The sequence below is a fragment of the Caviibacterium pharyngocola genome (assembly GCF_002795405.1).
In the GTDB taxonomy this organism is placed as follows: Bacteria; Pseudomonadota; Gammaproteobacteria; order Enterobacterales; family Pasteurellaceae; genus Caviibacterium; species Caviibacterium pharyngocola.
Genome location: NZ_PHGZ01000006.1, coordinates 67,700 through 84,444, shown reverse-complemented (window position 1 = coordinate 84,444; position 16,745 = coordinate 67,700). Strand labels below are relative to the sequence as shown.

Annotated in this window: 14 protein-coding genes and 1 pseudogene; 12 read left to right on the top strand and 3 right to left on the bottom strand. The window is 44.3% G+C overall.

What is annotated here, in order from left to right; translation table 11 throughout:
- Positions 1-26 precede the first annotated feature (26 nt).
- Complete coding sequence (locus CVP04_RS02935; RefSeq protein ID WP_100296033.1) at positions 27-932, bottom strand: 1,4-dihydroxy-2-naphthoate polyprenyltransferase; 906 nt, start codon at positions 930-932, stop codon at positions 27-29.
- 108 nt (positions 933-1,040) lie between these two features.
- Here CVP04_RS02935 and tsaA point away from each other — a divergent pair, with 108 nt between their 5' ends.
- The 4 genes and pseudogenes from tsaA (at position 1,041) to CVP04_RS12500 (ending at position 3,814) form a co-directional block, all read left to right on the top strand.
- Positions 1,041-1,778: a tRNA (N6-threonylcarbamoyladenosine(37)-N6)-methyltransferase TrmO gene (tsaA, locus tag CVP04_RS02930; RefSeq protein WP_100296032.1), complete on the top strand. Its 738-nt coding sequence runs from the start codon at positions 1,041-1,043 to the stop codon at positions 1,776-1,778.
- 410 nt (positions 1,779-2,188) lie between these two features.
- Complete coding sequence (locus CVP04_RS02925; RefSeq protein WP_100296031.1) at positions 2,189-3,223, top strand: porin; 1,035 nt, start codon at positions 2,189-2,191, stop codon at positions 3,221-3,223.
- Positions 3,224-3,436: 213 nt separating this feature from the next.
- A pseudogene (locus tag CVP04_RS12505) lies at positions 3,437-3,559 on the top strand (type II toxin-antitoxin system HigB family toxin); the annotation flags it as partial.
- 93 nt (positions 3,560-3,652) lie between these two features.
- Entirely contained in the window at positions 3,653-3,814 is a 162-nt protein-coding gene (locus CVP04_RS12500) for a helix-turn-helix domain-containing protein (RefSeq protein ID WP_243385071.1), read from the top strand.
- A 51-nt stretch (positions 3,815-3,865) separates the two neighbouring features.
- Here the strand turns inward: CVP04_RS12500 and kdgR are convergent, their stop codons facing one another.
- Positions 3,866-4,654, bottom strand: coding sequence for a DNA-binding transcriptional regulator KdgR (gene kdgR, locus CVP04_RS02915; protein ID WP_100296029.1), 789 nt, complete (start codon positions 4,652-4,654; stop codon positions 3,866-3,868).
- 232 nt (positions 4,655-4,886) lie between these two features.
- On the opposite strand from kdgR, the gene kduD reads away from it, so the two are divergent.
- From kduD to CVP04_RS02875, 8 genes are all read left to right on the top strand, one after another.
- Positions 4,887-5,642 carry a 2-dehydro-3-deoxy-D-gluconate 5-dehydrogenase KduD gene (gene kduD / locus CVP04_RS02910; protein WP_100296028.1) on the top strand — a complete coding sequence of 252 codons (756 nt, stop codon included), beginning with the start codon at positions 4,887-4,889 and terminating at the stop codon, positions 5,640-5,642.
- A gap of 47 nt (positions 5,643-5,689) precedes the next feature.
- On the top strand, positions 5,690-6,331 hold the full coding sequence (locus CVP04_RS02905) for an RpiB/LacA/LacB family sugar-phosphate isomerase (RefSeq protein ID WP_100296027.1): 642 nt from the start codon (positions 5,690-5,692) through the stop codon (positions 6,329-6,331).
- A gap of 61 nt (positions 6,332-6,392) precedes the next feature.
- Positions 6,393-7,334, top strand: a complete 942-nt coding sequence (locus tag CVP04_RS02900; protein ID WP_100296026.1) for a sugar kinase — start codon at positions 6,393-6,395, stop codon at positions 7,332-7,334.
- 9 nt (positions 7,335-7,343) lie between these two features.
- Entirely contained in the window at positions 7,344-7,988 is a 645-nt protein-coding gene (locus CVP04_RS02895) for a bifunctional 4-hydroxy-2-oxoglutarate aldolase/2-dehydro-3-deoxy-phosphogluconate aldolase (protein ID WP_100296025.1), read from the top strand.
- Positions 7,989-7,992: 4 nt separating this feature from the next.
- Positions 7,993-8,322, top strand: coding sequence for a cupin domain-containing protein (locus CVP04_RS02890; RefSeq protein WP_100296024.1), 330 nt, complete (start codon positions 7,993-7,995; stop codon positions 8,320-8,322).
- A 182-nt stretch (positions 8,323-8,504) separates the two neighbouring features.
- Positions 8,505-10,730, top strand: coding sequence for a right-handed parallel beta-helix repeat-containing protein (locus CVP04_RS02885; RefSeq protein ID WP_100296023.1), 2,226 nt, complete (start codon positions 8,505-8,507; stop codon positions 10,728-10,730).
- Positions 10,731-11,017: 287 nt separating this feature from the next.
- Complete coding sequence (locus CVP04_RS02880; protein WP_100296022.1) at positions 11,018-12,754, top strand: sodium:solute symporter family protein; 1,737 nt, start codon at positions 11,018-11,020, stop codon at positions 12,752-12,754.
- 71 nt (positions 12,755-12,825) lie between these two features.
- The gene (locus CVP04_RS02875; protein ID WP_100296021.1) at positions 12,826-13,989 is read left to right on the top strand and encodes an oligogalacturonate lyase family protein; all 1,164 of its coding nucleotides are present in this window, start codon (positions 12,826-12,828) and stop codon (positions 13,987-13,989) included.
- Between the two features lie 139 nt (positions 13,990-14,128).
- On the opposite strand, the gene clpB is transcribed toward CVP04_RS02875, so the two are convergent.
- Positions 14,129-16,699 (bottom strand): ATP-dependent chaperone ClpB, encoded by a 2,571-nt coding sequence (gene clpB, locus CVP04_RS02870; protein WP_100296020.1) that lies wholly within the window; start codon positions 16,697-16,699, stop codon positions 14,129-14,131.
- Between the last annotated feature and the right edge of the window lie 46 nt (positions 16,700-16,745).

Here is a 16,745-nt window from a genome sequence, read left to right as displayed (position 1 = left end):
TGACTGTCTTTAGTATAGTCCGATTTTTATCCCGCAAGCAAGCCGAAACTAAACAGCAAATTGGTCAATAATGCCAGCATCGACATTTGCGCTAACATCGGACGCAACGCCAGCGGATCGCGGCTGCGATAAACGAACAATGCGTGTTTCAGCAAAAACGGATAGCTCAACAGAAAAATAAATCCTAACCAATGAGTAAACGCAAACAGGGCGAAAATGACATAACACAGCGCGCCGACAAACAACAAAGCGCAATGATAAAATCGCCCTTTCGTCGGGCCCAAACGCACGGCGAGCGTGTGTTTTCCGGCTTTCTTATCTTGTTCGATATCGCGTAAGTTATTGATATTTAATACTGCCGTCGCCAATAATCCGGCGGAAAGTGCGGGTAAAAAAATCATCAAATCCAACTGATGTACTTGCAAATAATAGGTGCCGCACACCCCAAGCAAGCCGAAAAAAATCAACACGGAAATATCGCCTAAGCCCATATAACCGTAAGGTTTTTCGCCCACCGTGTAGGTAATCGCCGCAACAATGGCTATAATGCCCAGCAATAAAAATGCGATAAAATCCACCGCACTTTGATAGGCGACAAAAATCAATAATGCGCCGGAAAGCAGGCTCGCACCGATTAAGACGAATAAGGCGGTTTTCAACTGTGCGGCGCTAATCGCCCCTTGCTGAATACCGCGCAGCGGCCCGATGCGCTCCGCCGTATCCGAGCCTTTTCGATGATCGCCGTAATCATTGGCGAAATTGGATAAAATTTGTAATAACAAGGTCGTCAGCAAGCATAATAGCGCCACTTGCCAGCTAAATCCGCCGCGCCAATACGCCAGCGCGGAACCGGTTACAATAGAGGCGGCGGCAAGCGGAAGCGTTTTCGGCCTTGCCGTTTCCAACCACATTTTCAAGCTGTTTTTATTCATCATACTCACTTAAATTCACAAAAAAGTTCTTTTTTCACCGCACTTTTGCGTACAATAGCGCTTATTCTACAAGTTTATTCACTGATTTTTAACTAATTTAAGGAAAATATGTCGGATTTATCACTGAAAATCCAACCCGTTGCGGTTATTCATACGCCTTACAAAGAAAAATTTTCCGTGCCGCGCCAACCGGATTTGGTGCAAGACGGCACGGGTGTCGTCGAGCTGCTGCCGCCGTATAATCAGGCGGAAGCCGTGCGCGGATTAGAAGAATTTTCGCATTTATGGCTTATTTTCCAATTCGACAAAATCCCGACGGGAAAATGGCACCCCACCGTTCGCCCGCCGCGCTTAGGCGGCAATCGGCGTGTCGGCGTATTCGCTTCACGCTCCACGCATCGCCCGAATCCATTGGGTTTGTCTAAAGTCGAATTAAAACGTATCGAATGTTCGGCAGGCAAAGTTTTGCTTCATTTGGGCGCGGTGGATTTAGTGGACGGCACGCCGATTTTCGACATTAAACCCTATATCGCCTATGCCGACAGCGAACCGCAAGCGCGCAGCGGTTTCGCACAAAGCAAACCGCAATGCCCGCTGACGGTCGAATTCAGCCCGCAAGCACAGCTTGAATTGGAAAAAATCGAACGAAATCGACCGCACTTTACCCGTTTCGTGCGCGATGTCATCGCCCAAGATCCGCGCCCCGCCTATTTACAAAACAAAACCGACGAGCGCATTTACGGCATCGCGTTGTATGAATTTAACATTCGCTGGCAAATCAAACAAAGTGCGGTGAATATTGCGGAAGTTTTAACGATTCAAACCGATCTCTCAAACATAAAATAGATTTTAATAAACAACCGGCTTGATTCATCAAAAGCCAGAAAAATTTGACGCTAATCACACATTTAAAACATTGTTTCAATAAAATAATACCAAGAAATAATTTTTATTTTATAAATAAATTTAACTTTCTGAAATTCATTAAAAATCAATATGTTATTTATTATTTCGGTATTTTTTCGCGTAAAGGAATTTATTGAATATGTGACCGAGATCTCATTATAAAACGTCGTTTCAAAATCATACCTTATTGATAAATAAGGATTTTAATCAATTTTTAACATTTGACAGCCATTTTATTTTTGCCTAAATTCCGTATCCGGAATGGAATCCTATCTATTCTTTGTCATCAATTAACTACGATATGCGATTGGTATCGTCCGAATATCATTACATTTTTTAGTGAGGCACTTATGAAGAAAACACTCATTGCGTTCATCTTAACCGCGTTAGCCGCAACGGCGTCCAATGCAACAACCATTTACAGCAAAGACGGTACAAAAATTAATCTTGACGGACGTCTTTCCTTCGAATTATTAAATGCAAAAAATAAACGCACGGATCTCATTGATCGCGGTTCCCGCTTTCGTCTTCACGTTTATCAAGATCTCGGTAATGATTTTACTGCCTTGGCAAACCTTGAATTGCGTTTCAGTGACAAAGAAATCGGCGATAACGTGCACGCAAAACGTCTCTACGCCGGTTTTTTACATAAATACGGAAAACTCACTTTCGGTAAACAAGATTTATTAGGGGATAAAATCGGTTATTCCAACTTTACCTATGAATTAGGCAAAATCGCGAAATTAACTACGGCGGCAGATAAATCCGTACATTTCTTCACCAACGATTTTAACGGATTCCGTTTCGGGGTAGATTATTTGTTCGGTCAAGCGGCGAAACACACCAATAACGATCCGAGTAAAGATAAATTAGCGGATAAAGGTAACGGTTTTACGCTCGCGATGTTCTATAACAAAAAATTCGGCAAATTTGCGGTTGATGCGGCGGGCGGATACGGTGAGAAGAAAGCCGGTACCTTAGAAGCGAAGGAATATCGTCAAAGATTAGCCGGCACTTCTTTCCGCGTGGCTTATGACGCCTTTGCCATCGGTTTTGACTGGGCACACGCCAAATCGCCGGAAGGTTATGCGGATCATAAATTCCGTGTAGGCGATAAAAAATTCGAAAAATTGGATCAGTTTGAAGTGGGGGTTAAATATAATTTAACCAAACAAAATAAGGTTTACGCGGAATATTTGTGGGGAACCGGTAAAACCGAAAATAAACCGGACGGAAAATTCTCCGGCTGGTTCTTAGGCGCGGATCATCAACTCACGAAAACCGTGGTATTTTATTTAGAAGGCGGTTCCTTTAAAACCAAACAAGACGGCAATACCCTTGAAGAAGAAAAACGTATTGCGTTAGGTTCACGCGTTTACTTCTAATTTATTTCCCACAAACAAAAACCGCCGTTTGCTCGGCGGTTTTTTAGTTTTTTGGTTAGGGCTTGTTGATCTTTTGAGTTTAATATTTAATCTAAAACTGCATTGTTTTCCCCCTAGCACGGCAAAGCCGTACTAGGTTACGATCAGCCTACGGCTGACTCAGCCCCTCTGGGGCTGTAAAGAGTGGCGGAGCTACTCCACTATGCGTAGCCGATTGCGACCGCAGGTCGCTGTCGGATAAAAAGTAATATCAAAGGAAATGATTATCGACTTATTGTTGCCGTCGCCTTTAGATTAAGGGCTTTATATATCAAGTTTATCGGCACGCACGCCGAATATGACAAAATTAATGCCCATACTATTGAAAATTATGAAAGTAAGCACTACCCTATTGATCCGCCGAATCCCATTGAAGCCATTAAATTTAGAATGGAACAACAAGGTTTAACGGTAAAAGATATGGAAGATACTATTGGCAAGCCTAACCGTGTTTATGAAGTACTAAACCACACAAGACCGCTTACGCTCAATATGATTAGAAAATTACATCAGAAATTGGGAATTAAAGCGGAAATTCTTATTCAGGCTTAGATAAAACTAAACCGCCGTTTGTTCGGCGGTTTTTTATTTTTAACGAGAATCTTAATTCGATACGGGATAATCGTGAAAACCTAATTGCTCGGACACATTTCTGCCGGCGGTTTGTAGCAATCGGACCAATTCTGGTAACTGTTCTTCCTTGAAACGAATGGTCGGTAGAGAAATAGAAATGCCGGCGATGATTTTGCCGAAACGGTTATAAACCGGTGCGGCGATACATCTTAAGCCCGGTTCTTGTTCTTCGTTATCTTCCGCATAATGTTGCACGCGCACACGATCCAGTTCTTGTTCTAATTGTGCAACATTTTCCAAAGTTTTATCCGTGTGTTTGACAAACACTACGTCTTGTAAAATTTTATGAATTTCATCGCTTTCATAATCGGATAGCAAGACTTTGCCGATCGCCGTGCTGTATAACGGATTACGACGCCCGATACGCGAATGCATTCTGAGGCTGTAATTCGAGTCGATTTTATGCAAATAAATAATTTCATTGCCTTCCAACATTCCCAAATGCAGGGTTTCGTTGGTTTGTTTAGCGATCACCGACATTTCTTTATTCGCCAAGGTGATGAGATCCACATATTCGAGCGATTTCGCGCCGATTTCAAACAACTTTAAGGTTAATCCGTATTTATCGGTTTCTCCTTCTTGGGAGACGAAACCCAATGTTTTCATTGTTTGCAGAAAACGATAAGTCGTACTTTTCGACATCATCAAACGCTGAGCCAAATCGGTGATGCCGATGTCTTTTTGTTCCGCAAGGGCTTCAATAATACCGAACACTTTTAAAACGGAAGACACCGCTTCCGGTTGAGTTTCTTTTTCCATAATGATCGCACGCCGTTAAGGTTAATAAAATTGGTTACAAAAACTGTAGGGATAATATCATAAAAATGACTTTTTAGAAAAAAACTTAGCCTGATTCGGATAAATAAAAATAAAACTGAAATTATGTTTCATATTTATTGCAATATTTTTTTACTATACTATAATACAAATCAAAGCGGGATAGCCGAAGGCTATCGACAATAAATAACACAAACCTAAAAAGGAGTATAATATGAAATTATTCGATTTAACCGATAAAGTTGCTATCGTCACCGGCTGCAATACCGGCTTAGGGCAAGGTATGGCGTTGGGTTTGGCGCAAGCCGGGTGTAACATTGTCGGCGTTAATTTGGTCGAACCTGTCGAAACAAGAGAAAAAATCGAAGCGGTCGGTCGTAAATTCGTCAATATCGAAGCGAACTTAATGCAACAAGAATCTCTTGCCGATGTGGTTGAAAAAGCCGTTGCCGTTTTCGGTAAAGTAGATATTTTGGTCAATAACGCCGGTATCATTCGTCGCGAAGACGCGATCGATTTCTCCGAACAAAACTGGGACGACGTGATCAACATCAACTTAAAAACCGTCTTTTTCTTATCTCAATTAGTCGCGAAACAATTTATCAAACAAGGTCACGGCGGTAAAATCATTAACGTTGCATCAATGTTATCTTTCCAAGGCGGTATTCGCGTGCCTTCTTACACGGCATCGAAAAGTGCGGTAATGGGTATTACACGCGCAATGGCGAACGAATGGGCGAAATATAACATTAACGTAAACGCCGTCGCACCGGGCTATATGGCAACGGATAATACCGCCGCACTTCGTGCCGATGAATCTCGTAGTAAAGAAATTTTAGACCGTATTCCTGCCGGTCGTTGGGGTACACCGGGCGATTTGGTCGGCCCTTGCGTCTTCTTGGCATCCGCCGCAGGCGATTATGTGAACGGTTACACCGTTGCCGTGGACGGCGGTTGGTTAGCACGCTAAGTTCAGATTATCAAATCAATTAATTTTAAGTTGTAGAGGAAGAAAAAATGAAAATTGCATTAATGATGGAAAACAGCCAAGCGGCGAAAAACGCGATCGTTTATAAAGAATTGAAAGGCGTTGCCGATGAGAAAGGTTATCCGGTTTTCAACGTGGGAATGAGCGATGAAAACGATCATCATTTAACTTACATTCACTTAGGCATTATGGCGAGCATTTTGCTGAATTCCAAAGCGGTGGATTTCGTTATCGCCGGTTGCGGAACAGGACAAGGCGCAATGATGTCGTTAAACATTCATCCGGGCGTGGTGTGCGGCTATTGCTTGGAACCGACCGATGCATTTTTATTCAGCCAAATTAATAACGGTAACGCCTTAGCCCTTGCCTTTGCGAAAGGTTTCGGTTGGGGTGCAGAATTGAACTTGCGCTATATGTTCGAGAAAGCCTTTACCGGCGTGCGCGGCGAAGGTTATCCGGTTGAACGTAAAGAACCGCAAGTCCGCAACGCGGGAATTTTAAATCAGGTAAAACAAGCGGTGGTGAAAGAAAACTATTTAGACACCTTACGCGCAATCGATCCTGAATTAGTAAAAACCGCCGTCAGCGGTGAACGTTTCCAAGAATGTTTCTTTGCGAATTGCCAAGATAAAGAAATCGAAGAATTCGTTCGCGGCGTATTAGCAAGCTAATTTGTCTTTCGATAAACCTACTTAATTCGTTAAGTAGGTTTATTTTTAACAGAGGTCAGTTATGAAAAAAATCGCGATTCTAGGCGAATGTATGATCGAATTGAACGGGCAACCTTTCGGTGAAATGCGCCAAGCTTACGGCGGCGATACGCTTAATACGGCGACTTATCTTTCCCGAATCAGCCCACAAGCTCAGGTTGAAATACATTATGTTTCCGCTTTGGGAACGGATAAATTAAGCCGAGGAATGTTGGCGCACTGGCAAGCGGATAACATTAAAACCAATACCGTATTACTTGATGACGCGCACCAACCGGGTTTATATCTGATTCAGCTCGATCAGCAAGGCGAACGCACTTTCTTATATTGGCGCAATCAATCGGCGGCGCGCTATTTGCTAAAACATCACGATTATCCGCAAGTTTTAGCTGCGTTGGCGCAAATGGATATGATTTATTTAAGCGGCATTTCATTAGCGATTTTACCGCCGGAAGATCGCGAAACCTTAATCGCCCAACTGACCGAATTAGCCGAGCAAGGCGTTGAAATTGTCTTCGACAGCAATTACCGCGCGAATTTATGGAACAATGCGGAAGAAACTCGTCGAATTTACACCGCACTTTTGCCGATCGTCAGCCTTGCTTTAGTTACTTTTGAAGATGAACAAGCTGTTTGGCAAGACGAAAGCGTGCAAGCAACGATTGATCGCTTAAGCGCAAGCGGCGTAAAAAATATCGTGGTGAAACAAGGAAAGTGCGGTGCATTTTTCCGCGATTTTTCCGGCAATCAAGCACAAGTAACCACCGTCGCGGTCGATAACGTGGTAGATACCACCTCCGCCGGCGATTCCTTTAACGCAGGTTTCCTCAACGGTTATTTACAAGACAAGCCGTTGGATCATTGTTGCCGACAAGGTAACGCTGTCGCCGCTGTTGTCATTCAACATAAAGGTGCGATCATCACCTCTTCCGCCACGGCACATTTTATTAACGAATTTAATTAGAGGAAGTTTATGAATAGCAAAACGACAGAACTCATTGAGAAATTACGCGCGTTGAAAGTGGTGCCGGTCATCGCGTTAGACAACGCGCAAGATATTATTCCCTTAGCCGACACCCTATGCGCTAACGGCTTGCCTGTGGTCGAAATCACTTTTCGTTCCGCCGCCGCAGAAGAAGCGATTCGTTTATTGCGCGCACACAATCCGGACGTACTCATTGCCGCCGGCACGGTGTTAACGCAAGAACAAGTAGTTCGCGCTAAAAATGCCGGTGCGGACTGGATTGTGACACCGGGATTTAACCCTAAAATCGCGCAACTTTGTTTGGATTTAGATATACCGATCACACCGGGAATTAATAACCCGATGTCCATTGAAGCGGCGTTGGATATGGGATTGGACGCAGTGAAATTTTTCCCGGCGGAAGCCTCCGGTGGCGTAAAAATGATTAAAGCGTTATTAGGTCCTTATGCACAATTACAAATTATGCCGACCGGCGGAATCGGCGTACATAATATCAATGATTATTTAGCCGTGCCGAATATCGTGGCGTGCGGCGGATCGTGGTTTGTAGAAAAATCGCTGATCAACAATCGCCGATGGGATGAAATCGGTCGCTTGGTGAGAGAGGTTTTAGCATTAATTAAACAAGGATAACAAGATGTTTGCATTCGGAAACGACATTCCCTTAGAGGATTTGGGCGGCGGTATTCAACGTAAAATTTTAGCGTATAGCGAAAATATTATGTCCGTTGAAGTTCATTTTGAAAAAGGCGCAGTCGGCACATTACACAGCCATCCGCACGAACAACTGACCTATGTATTATCCGGTCGGTTTGAATTCACTATCGGCGACGAAACCAAAATCGTCAGTGCTGGCGACGCGCTTTATAAACAACCGAACGTTATGCACGGTTGTGTATGTTTGGAAGCCGGCGTGTTGTTAGATAACTTTACGCCGATGAGAAAGGATTTCATCCAAACTAAATAAATCGCCTCCCTTTGTGATGTTACGACACACTGCGTCTTACAAAGCCGGTGTGTCGTAAATCGGCAGAGGTTCCGCCTCCGCCGACTAAGTTGTTCGCCGTAAACGGCAAGGTTTCAACCTATAAAATAGTAAATACGAACTTACCCTCATTTATTGACACGAAATAATTAAGGAGAATTTTTATGCTCAATAAAAAACTCGCATCACTTTTTTATTTAACCTTATTTTCGACTTCCGGTTTTGCCAGCGTCGTTGATCCGAGTACGTTAGTGTGGAAAAGTCTCACTTTCGGGCAATCGACGGATTTGAATTTCGGTTCGACGATTTTACCTGAAAAAGTCGGGCTTAATGAAACCACCGTTGACGGACAACCCGTTCAAGCCGGCGCTTTACAGCCGAAATTTACCATTGAAAGCCGCGGCGGAAAACTGGCTAATTCTCACGAAGGGATGACTTATTATTATACGGAATTGCCGATTGACACGAATTTCGTTTTATCTGCGGACGTTTATTTGGATCAACTCGGGCCGGAAACCGGTGCGAAGCCGAATCGTCAGGAAGGTGCCGGCATTATGGTGCGCGATATTATCGGCAAACCGCGAGAAGTGCCGCAACCGGTCGGTTATGAAGAATTTCCGGCGGCATCCAATATGGTAATGAATTTATTACGCAGCAACGCCAAAGAACACAACGGGAAAATCAATATTAACGCCTCTTTCCGCGAAGGGATTAAAGATCCTTGGGGCACGGCGGGTAATCGCCTTGTGCGCGAAGATTATGCCGAAGGCATTGAATTTGAAAACAAAAAACTGCGCTTAACCTTAGAGAAAAACGACCAAGGTTTTATTTTGACGTCGCAACAAGACGGCAAAGAATATAAAAAAGTGTTGGATAAAGTGAAACCGGGTATTCTTGCCAATCAAAATCCCGATAAACAATACTTAGGTTTTTTTGCTTCGCGTAATGCCAAAATCACTGTAGAAAACGTCGATTTAACCTTAAGCGACGGGAAAAAAGTGAAACCGGCGGATTTTAGCGCAAAACCGCTTCCGTTAGTGGTAAATATCGAATCGTCCGATAAAGCGCTCGGCAATGATTATGTCTTCCAAGCGCGTGCGAATTATAAAGGTCGCTTTATTGTAACTCAAGGTAAGAAAACCTTGTTCGAATCACCGGTGATTAATGCCGGCGATTATTTCCGCCACAACGTAAAATTAAGCGAAAAACAGACCGCACTTCAAGTTCGTTTCGTGCCGCAAACGGCGTTAAAAGAGAAACAATTTGAAACGCAATTAGAGATTTCAAAATACAGCTTGAAAAATCCGTCCTTAATTTATGCAGCGACGCAAGGAACCGCCGAAGGTGACGGTTCGCAACAAAAACCGTTCGATTTAACCACCGCACTTGCGCTTTTACCGCCGGGCGGCACTTTGGTGTTACAAGCGGGTGAATATCCTGCAACCACAATCGCGACGCAACTTAGCGGTCGCAAAGACGCACCGAAAACCTTAAAAGGCGAAGCAGGCAAAGTGAAATTTGTCGGCGAAGTGTTACATCAAGCCAGTTTCTGGAATGTCGAAGATATTGAAGTGGCGGGCGCGAGTTTAATCGTACAAGGCAGCCATAATAATTTCAGCCGGATTATCACGCACGACGCGCCGGATACCGGTTTCCAAATCACTTCGGCGGAAAAAATCGGGCGTCCGCTATGGGCGAGCCATAATGTCGTCACGGACAGCATTAGCTTTAACAATAAAGACGATTCGCAAATTAATGCGGACGGCTTTGCAGCGAAAATGCGAATCGGCGACGGTAACACCTTTATTCGCTGTATTTCCCACCACAACGTGGATGACGGCTGGGATTTATTCAATAAAGTGGAAGACGGCGCGAACGGCGTGGTGACGATTAAAGATTCCATTGCCTTTATGAATGGGCAAACCCTGACACTAAAAAGCAAAAGTGCTTCTATCGGTAACGGCTTTAAACTCGGCGGCGAAGGGATTCCGGTGAATCATATCGTGCAAAATAACCTTGCTTTCCGCAATAATATGGACGGTTTCACCGATAATTTTAATCCGGGTACGCTTGACATAGAAAATAACGTGGCGATTGATAATAAACGCTTTAATTTCTTGTTCAGAAAAAGTCCGTATGAAAACGGTCCGAAACAAGGCACGTTTAAAAACAACCGCTCTTTTAGATTCTATCAGGAAAGTAAATATACCGATGTGGTTAACGGTGAAGTGTTGCAAAACAATGCTTTCCTTGACAGCACGGAAATGACGCCTGCGCAAACGGAAATCCTCAAAAAATTGCAGGCGCTGAGCGACGTGCAAGATGCCGATGGACAAACCGTCTTAGAACAGGTAAAACAAATTCAAGCGCTATTGCGTGAAAATCAATAATCATCGAATCGATTTCCTCTACGCAAAGACCGTCATTGTCGCAATCAATGGCGGTCTTTTTTATTTTTTGTGTTTTTATCACCGCACTTTTTTTGAGTTTATTTACTCAGAAAAACAGTGAGTTACGCTTATAAAACAGACAAATCAAAACGCGAAACATAAAATAATAAAATTGTAAATCTTAAAAATTAAAACAATGTTTCAAATAATAGACTAAGATCACATTTTTTTCATTTTAGCTGTGGTAAATTTAGCGCCGAAATAAAACATTAACGGAGGTATTTCTTATGTATATCGATTATCTTGTGATAGCCGGCTATTTTTGCTTAATCGTCGCTATCAGTCTTGTATTTAAAAAAATGGCGAGTAACAGCACCAGCGACTATTTCCGCGGGGGTGGTAAAATGCTTTGGTGGATGGTGGGCGGTACCGCCTTTATGACCCAATTCTCCGCGTGGACTTTTACCGGTGCGGCGGGTAAAGCCTTTACTGACGGATTTTCCGTGATCGCAGTATTCGTCGGTAATATGGTGGCGTATGTGTTTGCCTATTTCTATTTTGCCAAACGTTTTAGACAAATGCGCGTCGATACACCGACAGAAGCGGTCGGTCGTCGTTTCGGCGGTGGTAACGAACAATTCTTTACTTGGGTGATTATCCCGCTTAGCGTCATCAACGCGGGCGTGTGGCTAAACGGTTTATCCGTATTCGCTTCCGCAGTGTTTGATGCGGACATCACAATGACTATCTACGTCACCGGTATTTCCGTGTTGCTCGTGTCCTTATTAAGCGGCGCGTGGGGCGTGGTAGCGTCGGATTTCGTGCAAATGTTGGTTGTGGCGGTGATTTCCGTTGCTTGTGCGATCGTCGGTTTAGTGGTTGTCGGCGGGCCGGGCGAAATCATTGAAAAATTCCCGGGCGGCTTTATTTCCGGTCCGGATATGAATTATTCGCTGATTTTAGTCTGCACTTTCTTGTTCTTTGTGGTGAAACAATTACAAAGTATCAACAATATGCAAGAATCTTACCGTTTCTTGAATGCGAAAGATTCTAACAATGCTAGCAAAGCCGCTATCTTCGCTTTGGTATTAATGCTTGCTGGTACAATCATTTGGTTTATTCCGCCTTGGGCAACCGCGATTATTTATCCTGATGCGGCACAGGCTTATCCGGAATTAGGTAAAAAAGCCTCCGATGCGGTTTATCTGGTCTTCGCACGTAACGTAATGCCTATCGGTACTGTCGGCTTATTAATGGCAGGTTTATTCGCAGCGACAATGTCTTCTATGGACTCCGCGTTAAACCGTAACTCAGGCGTATTCGTGCGTAGTTTCTATGCACCGATCGTGCGCAAAAACAAAGCAGACGATAAAGAATTACTTCGCGTCGGTCAAATCGTTTGTATCGTCAACGGTCTCTTAGTGATTTTAATGGCGCAATTCTTCAACTCATTAAAACACTTAAGCTTATTCGATCTAATGATGCAAGTGGCGACATTATTACAATCACCGATTTTAGTGCCGTTATTCTTCGGTATGATCATCCGTAAAACACCTAAATGGGCACCTTGGGCGACTGTGGTATTCGGTATGTTCGTGTCTTGGTCCGTCGTTGACTTCTTTACGCCGCAATATGTTGCAAGCTGGTTCGGCGTGGAAGAATTAACCAAACGCGAAATCTCCGAATTAAAAGTGATTATCACCATTGCGGCGCACTTATTCTTCACTGCCGGTTTCTTCTGCTTAACCACCTTGTTCTATAAAGAAGAAAAAGACGATAATAAAGAAAGACGTATTGCCTTCTTCAATGATGTTGATACCGAATGCGTAGCGCAAGAAGGTCAAGACGAAATCGACCGCGTACAACGCAAAAAACTCAGCACCTTAGTGATGATTATGGCGGCAGGTTTATGCTTAATGGTATTAATTCCGAATCCGCTATGGGGCCGTGCGCTGTTCGCCGGTTGCGCCTTGGCAATATTCGCCGTCGGCTACGGATTAAAACGCAGTGCGGAAATAAAATAACAGTTTAATTCTTGCAATAAATGGGGGAAACCTCATTTATTGCCTTTTCTTAATAAAGTCGGAGGATGTTTATGGCTAAAGGAAAGAAAATTCAATTTCAATTCGAATCTTTTATTGATACGGATACGCAAGTTAAAGTCACGCGCTTAACGCCGAAAGACGTCACTTGTCACCGTAACTATTTTTATCAAAAATGTTTTACTCAAAACGGCGATAAATTATTATTTGCCGGCGATTTCGACGGTAATCGCAATTATTATTTGCTGGATTTCGCCACACAAATCGCCACGCAATTAACGGAAGGGAAAGGCGATAATACCTTCGGCGGCTTTATTTCGCACGACGATAAATCCTTCTTCTATGTAAAAAACGAAGCGAATTTATATAAAGTCGATTTAGAAACCCTTGAAGAAACCTTGATCTACACAGTCGATAAAGATTGGAAAGGCTACGGCACTTGGGTCGCCAATTCCGATTGCACGCAGTTAGTGGGAATCGAAATTCTTAAATCCTGCTGGCAGCCGTTAACGGATTGGGAAAAATTTAAAGCGTTTTATCACACCAACCCGACTTGCCGTTTGATTAAAGTAAATATTTTAACCGGCGATGTGGAAGTGATTCATCAAGAAAACGCGTGGCTCGGTCATCCGACTTTCCGCCCGTTCGATGATAGCACTGTCGGTTTCTGTCACGAAGGTCCGCACGATTTAGTAGATGCTCGGATGTGGTTTATCAACCAAGACGGCACAAACGTGCGCAAAGCAAAAACGCACCAACCGGGTGAATCTTGCACGCACGAGTTCTGGGTGCCGGACGGTTCGAAAATGATCTATGTGTCTTATTTTAAAGGACAAACGGAACGGGTTATTTATAGCGTCGATCCGGCTACTTTAGAAAATACGCGTTTGATTACAATGCCGCCGTGCTCGCATTTGATGAGTAACTTTAACGGCAATTTGCTAATCGGCGACGGTTGCGATTCGCCAGTGGATGTGGACGACAGTTCAAGCTACAGCATTGAAAACGATCCGTTCCTGTATTTATTTAACATTGAAAAACAGCAGATAATCAAACTGGCGAAGCACAGTTCTTCTTGGAAAGTGTTGGACGGCGATCGACAAATTACGCACCCGCATCCGTCTTTCACGCCGGATGATTCCGCCGTGTTATTCGGCAGTGATTTCGAAGGCAAACCGGCGATTTACTTAGCGGATATTCGTGCGGTTATGCAGTAAGATTCAACAACGTCTTTACAGACACCTTAAAAGCAAAAGGCTTAACTCCAAGGAAGGATTAAGCCTTTATTTTTCTTGCCGAAATTCCACCGCACTTTGGACAATAATGCCTCCAAAGTGCGGTAATTTTTTCTCAGGTTTATTGTTGTGCGGTAATCTTACCCTCAACATAATCCACATTCACCGTTTTACCCGGCAATAACGCACCGGACAAAATTTGTTGTGCGAGCGGATTTTCGATCTCTTGTTGGATCGCGCGTTTCAACGGTCTTGCGCCGTAAATCGGGTCGTAACCCACTTCGCCGATAAAATCCAACGCCGCATCGGTAAAATGTAATTGATAACCGTGCGCTTCCATTCGTTTCACCAAACGTTGCAACTGAATGGTCGCAATGGCGCGAATGTTTTCCTTGCCAAGCGGGTGGAACACCACGGTTTCGTCAATACGGTTAATAAATTCCGGACGGAAATGTTGACCGACTACCGACATCACCACCTCTTTCATACCCTCATAACCCAGATCGCGATTTTCTTGAATTAAATCGGAACCGAGGTTGGAAGTCATAATCACCACCGTATTACGGAAATCCACCGTGCGACCTTGTCCGTCGGTCAAACGTCCGTCGTCCAACACTTGCAACAAAATGTTAAACACATCGTGATGGGCTTTTTCCACTTCGTCCAACAAAATCACGGAATACGGACGACGACGCACCGCCTCGGTCAAATAGCCGCCCTCTTCATAGCCCACATAGCCCGGAGGCGCACCGACTAAACGAGATACGCTGTGTTTTTCCATAAACTCGGACATATCGATGCGCACCATTGCATTTTCGTCATCGAACATAAAGTTCGCCAAAGTTTTGCACAATTCGGTTTTACCCACACCAGTCGGACCTAAGAACAAGAAGGAACCGATCGGACGATTCGGATCCGCCAAACCGGCGCGACTACGACGAATAGCATTGGCAACCGCCACCACCGCTTCATCTTGCCCGACGACCCGTTTATGCAATGCCTCTTCCATTCGCAATAATTTTTCTTTCTCGCCTTCCATCATCCGCGAAACCGGAATACCGGTGGCGCGCGATAATACTTCGGCGATTTCTTCATCGGTCACACGATAGCGCAACAAGGTCATTTCTTTGCCTTCCGCACTTTCCGCGTGAGCTAATTGTTTTTCCAACTCAGGAATCCGACCGTATTGCAATTCGGACATTTTGCTTAAATCGCCCGCCCGACGCGCTTGTTCCATTTGCGTTTTGGCGTTTTCTAACTCGGCTTTAATATGCTGCGTACCGGACAACGCGGCTTTTTCGCTTTTCCACACTTCTTCCAGTTCGGCATATTCCCGTTCTTTTTCCGCCAATTCGCGTTCAAGCATTTCTAAGCGTTTACGGCTGGCGTCATCGTCTTCTTTTTGTAACGCTTGTTGTTCCAATTTTAATTGGATGATTCGGCGTTCCAAGCGATCCAGCGGTTCCGGTTTCGAATCGATTTCCATACGAATCGAACTTGCCGCCTCGTCGATTAAATCAATGGCTTTGTCCGGCAACTGACGATCGGAAATATAACGATGCGAAAGCGTTGCCGCCGCCACAATCGCAGGGTCGGTAATTTGAACGTGGTGATGAATTTCATAACGTTCTTTTAAGCCGCGCAGAATCGCAATGGTATCCTCCACCGTCGGTTCATCCACGAACACTTTTTGGAATCGACGCTCAAGTGCGGCGTCTTTTTCAATATATTGACGGTATTCATCCAATGTGGTCGCCCCGACGCAGTGCAACTCGCCGCGCGCCAACGAAGGTTTCAGCAAATTGCCCGCATCCATTGCGCCGTCGGTTTTACCAGCGCCGACCATCGTATGAATTTCATCGATAAATAAAATAATGCGCCCTTCTTCTTTAGCGAGCTCGTTTAACACCGCTTTAAGCCGTTCTTCGAATTCGCCGCGATATTTCGCGCCGGCGATTAACGCGCCCATATCAAGAGAAAGCACACGTTTGTTTTTCAAACCTTCCGGCACTTCGCCGTTGACGATACGTTGCGCCAAGCCTTCCACGATCGCGGTTTTACCGACCCCCGGCTCACCGATTAACACCGGATTATTTTTCGTTCTGCGTTGTAATACTTGGATCGCACGGCGAATTTCTTCATCGCGTCCGATCACCGGATCCAATTTGCCGCTTTCCGCTCTGGCGGTTAAATCAATGGTATATTTATCCAATGCCTGACGATTTTCTTCTGCGTTTTGATCGTTCACTTGCTGCCCTCCGCGTACTTGTTCAATCGCTTGTTGTAAACTGTCTTTTTTTACACCGCACTTACGCAAAATGTCGCTTAATCCGCTTTTTTCTTCCATTACCGCCAATAAAAACAATTCGGAAGAAATAAATTTATCCTGTTTGTGCTGCGCCAATTTGTCGCATAAATTCAATAGATTCACCAAAGCGCGGGAAATTTGCACATCACCGCCGTTGCCCGACACTTGCGGCAAGCGATTTAATTCGGCGTTTAATTCGTTGCGTAACAGCGCAAGATTCGCGCCGCTCGCGGTTAAAATCGGTGCAATGGAACCGTCTTGTTGATTTAAAAGTGCGGTCATTAAATGCACCGGTTCGATAAATTGGTTATCTTTTCCCAACGCAAGGGATTGCGCTTCCGCCAATGCCTGCTGAAATTTCGTGGTAAATTTTTCAATATTCATTCTGTCTCTCCTTTCAATCGTGCAAAATTTATTCGCCGTTGTTGTC

What these genes read in the sequence shown, in the direction of transcription:
- CVP04_RS02935 (WP_100296033.1), bottom strand. Translation starts at nt 932, where the DNA reads ATGAATAAAAACAGCTTGAAAATGTGGTTGGAAACGGCAAGGCCGAAA.
- tsaA (WP_100296032.1), top strand. Translation starts at nt 1,041, where the DNA reads ATGTCGGATTTATCACTGAAAATCCAACCCGTTGCGGTTATTCATACG.
- CVP04_RS02925 (WP_100296031.1), top strand. Translation starts at nt 2,189, where the DNA reads ATGAAGAAAACACTCATTGCGTTCATCTTAACCGCGTTAGCCGCAACG.
- CVP04_RS12500 (WP_243385071.1), top strand. Translation starts at nt 3,653, where the DNA reads ATGGAACAACAAGGTTTAACGGTAAAAGATATGGAAGATACTATTGGC.
- kdgR (WP_100296029.1), bottom strand. Translation starts at nt 4,654, where the DNA reads ATGGAAAAAGAAACTCAACCGGAAGCGGTGTCTTCCGTTTTAAAAGTG.
- kduD (WP_100296028.1), top strand. Translation starts at nt 4,887, where the DNA reads ATGAAATTATTCGATTTAACCGATAAAGTTGCTATCGTCACCGGCTGC.
- CVP04_RS02905 (WP_100296027.1), top strand. Translation starts at nt 5,690, where the DNA reads ATGAAAATTGCATTAATGATGGAAAACAGCCAAGCGGCGAAAAACGCG.
- CVP04_RS02900 (WP_100296026.1), top strand. Translation starts at nt 6,393, where the DNA reads ATGAAAAAAATCGCGATTCTAGGCGAATGTATGATCGAATTGAACGGG.
- CVP04_RS02895 (WP_100296025.1), top strand. Translation starts at nt 7,344, where the DNA reads ATGAATAGCAAAACGACAGAACTCATTGAGAAATTACGCGCGTTGAAA.
- CVP04_RS02890 (WP_100296024.1), top strand. Translation starts at nt 7,993, where the DNA reads ATGTTTGCATTCGGAAACGACATTCCCTTAGAGGATTTGGGCGGCGGT.
- CVP04_RS02885 (WP_100296023.1), top strand. Translation starts at nt 8,505, where the DNA reads ATGCTCAATAAAAAACTCGCATCACTTTTTTATTTAACCTTATTTTCG.
- CVP04_RS02880 (WP_100296022.1), top strand. Translation starts at nt 11,018, where the DNA reads ATGTATATCGATTATCTTGTGATAGCCGGCTATTTTTGCTTAATCGTC.
- CVP04_RS02875 (WP_100296021.1), top strand. Translation starts at nt 12,826, where the DNA reads ATGGCTAAAGGAAAGAAAATTCAATTTCAATTCGAATCTTTTATTGAT.
- clpB (WP_100296020.1), bottom strand. Translation starts at nt 16,699, where the DNA reads ATGAATATTGAAAAATTTACCACGAAATTTCAGCAGGCATTGGCGGAA.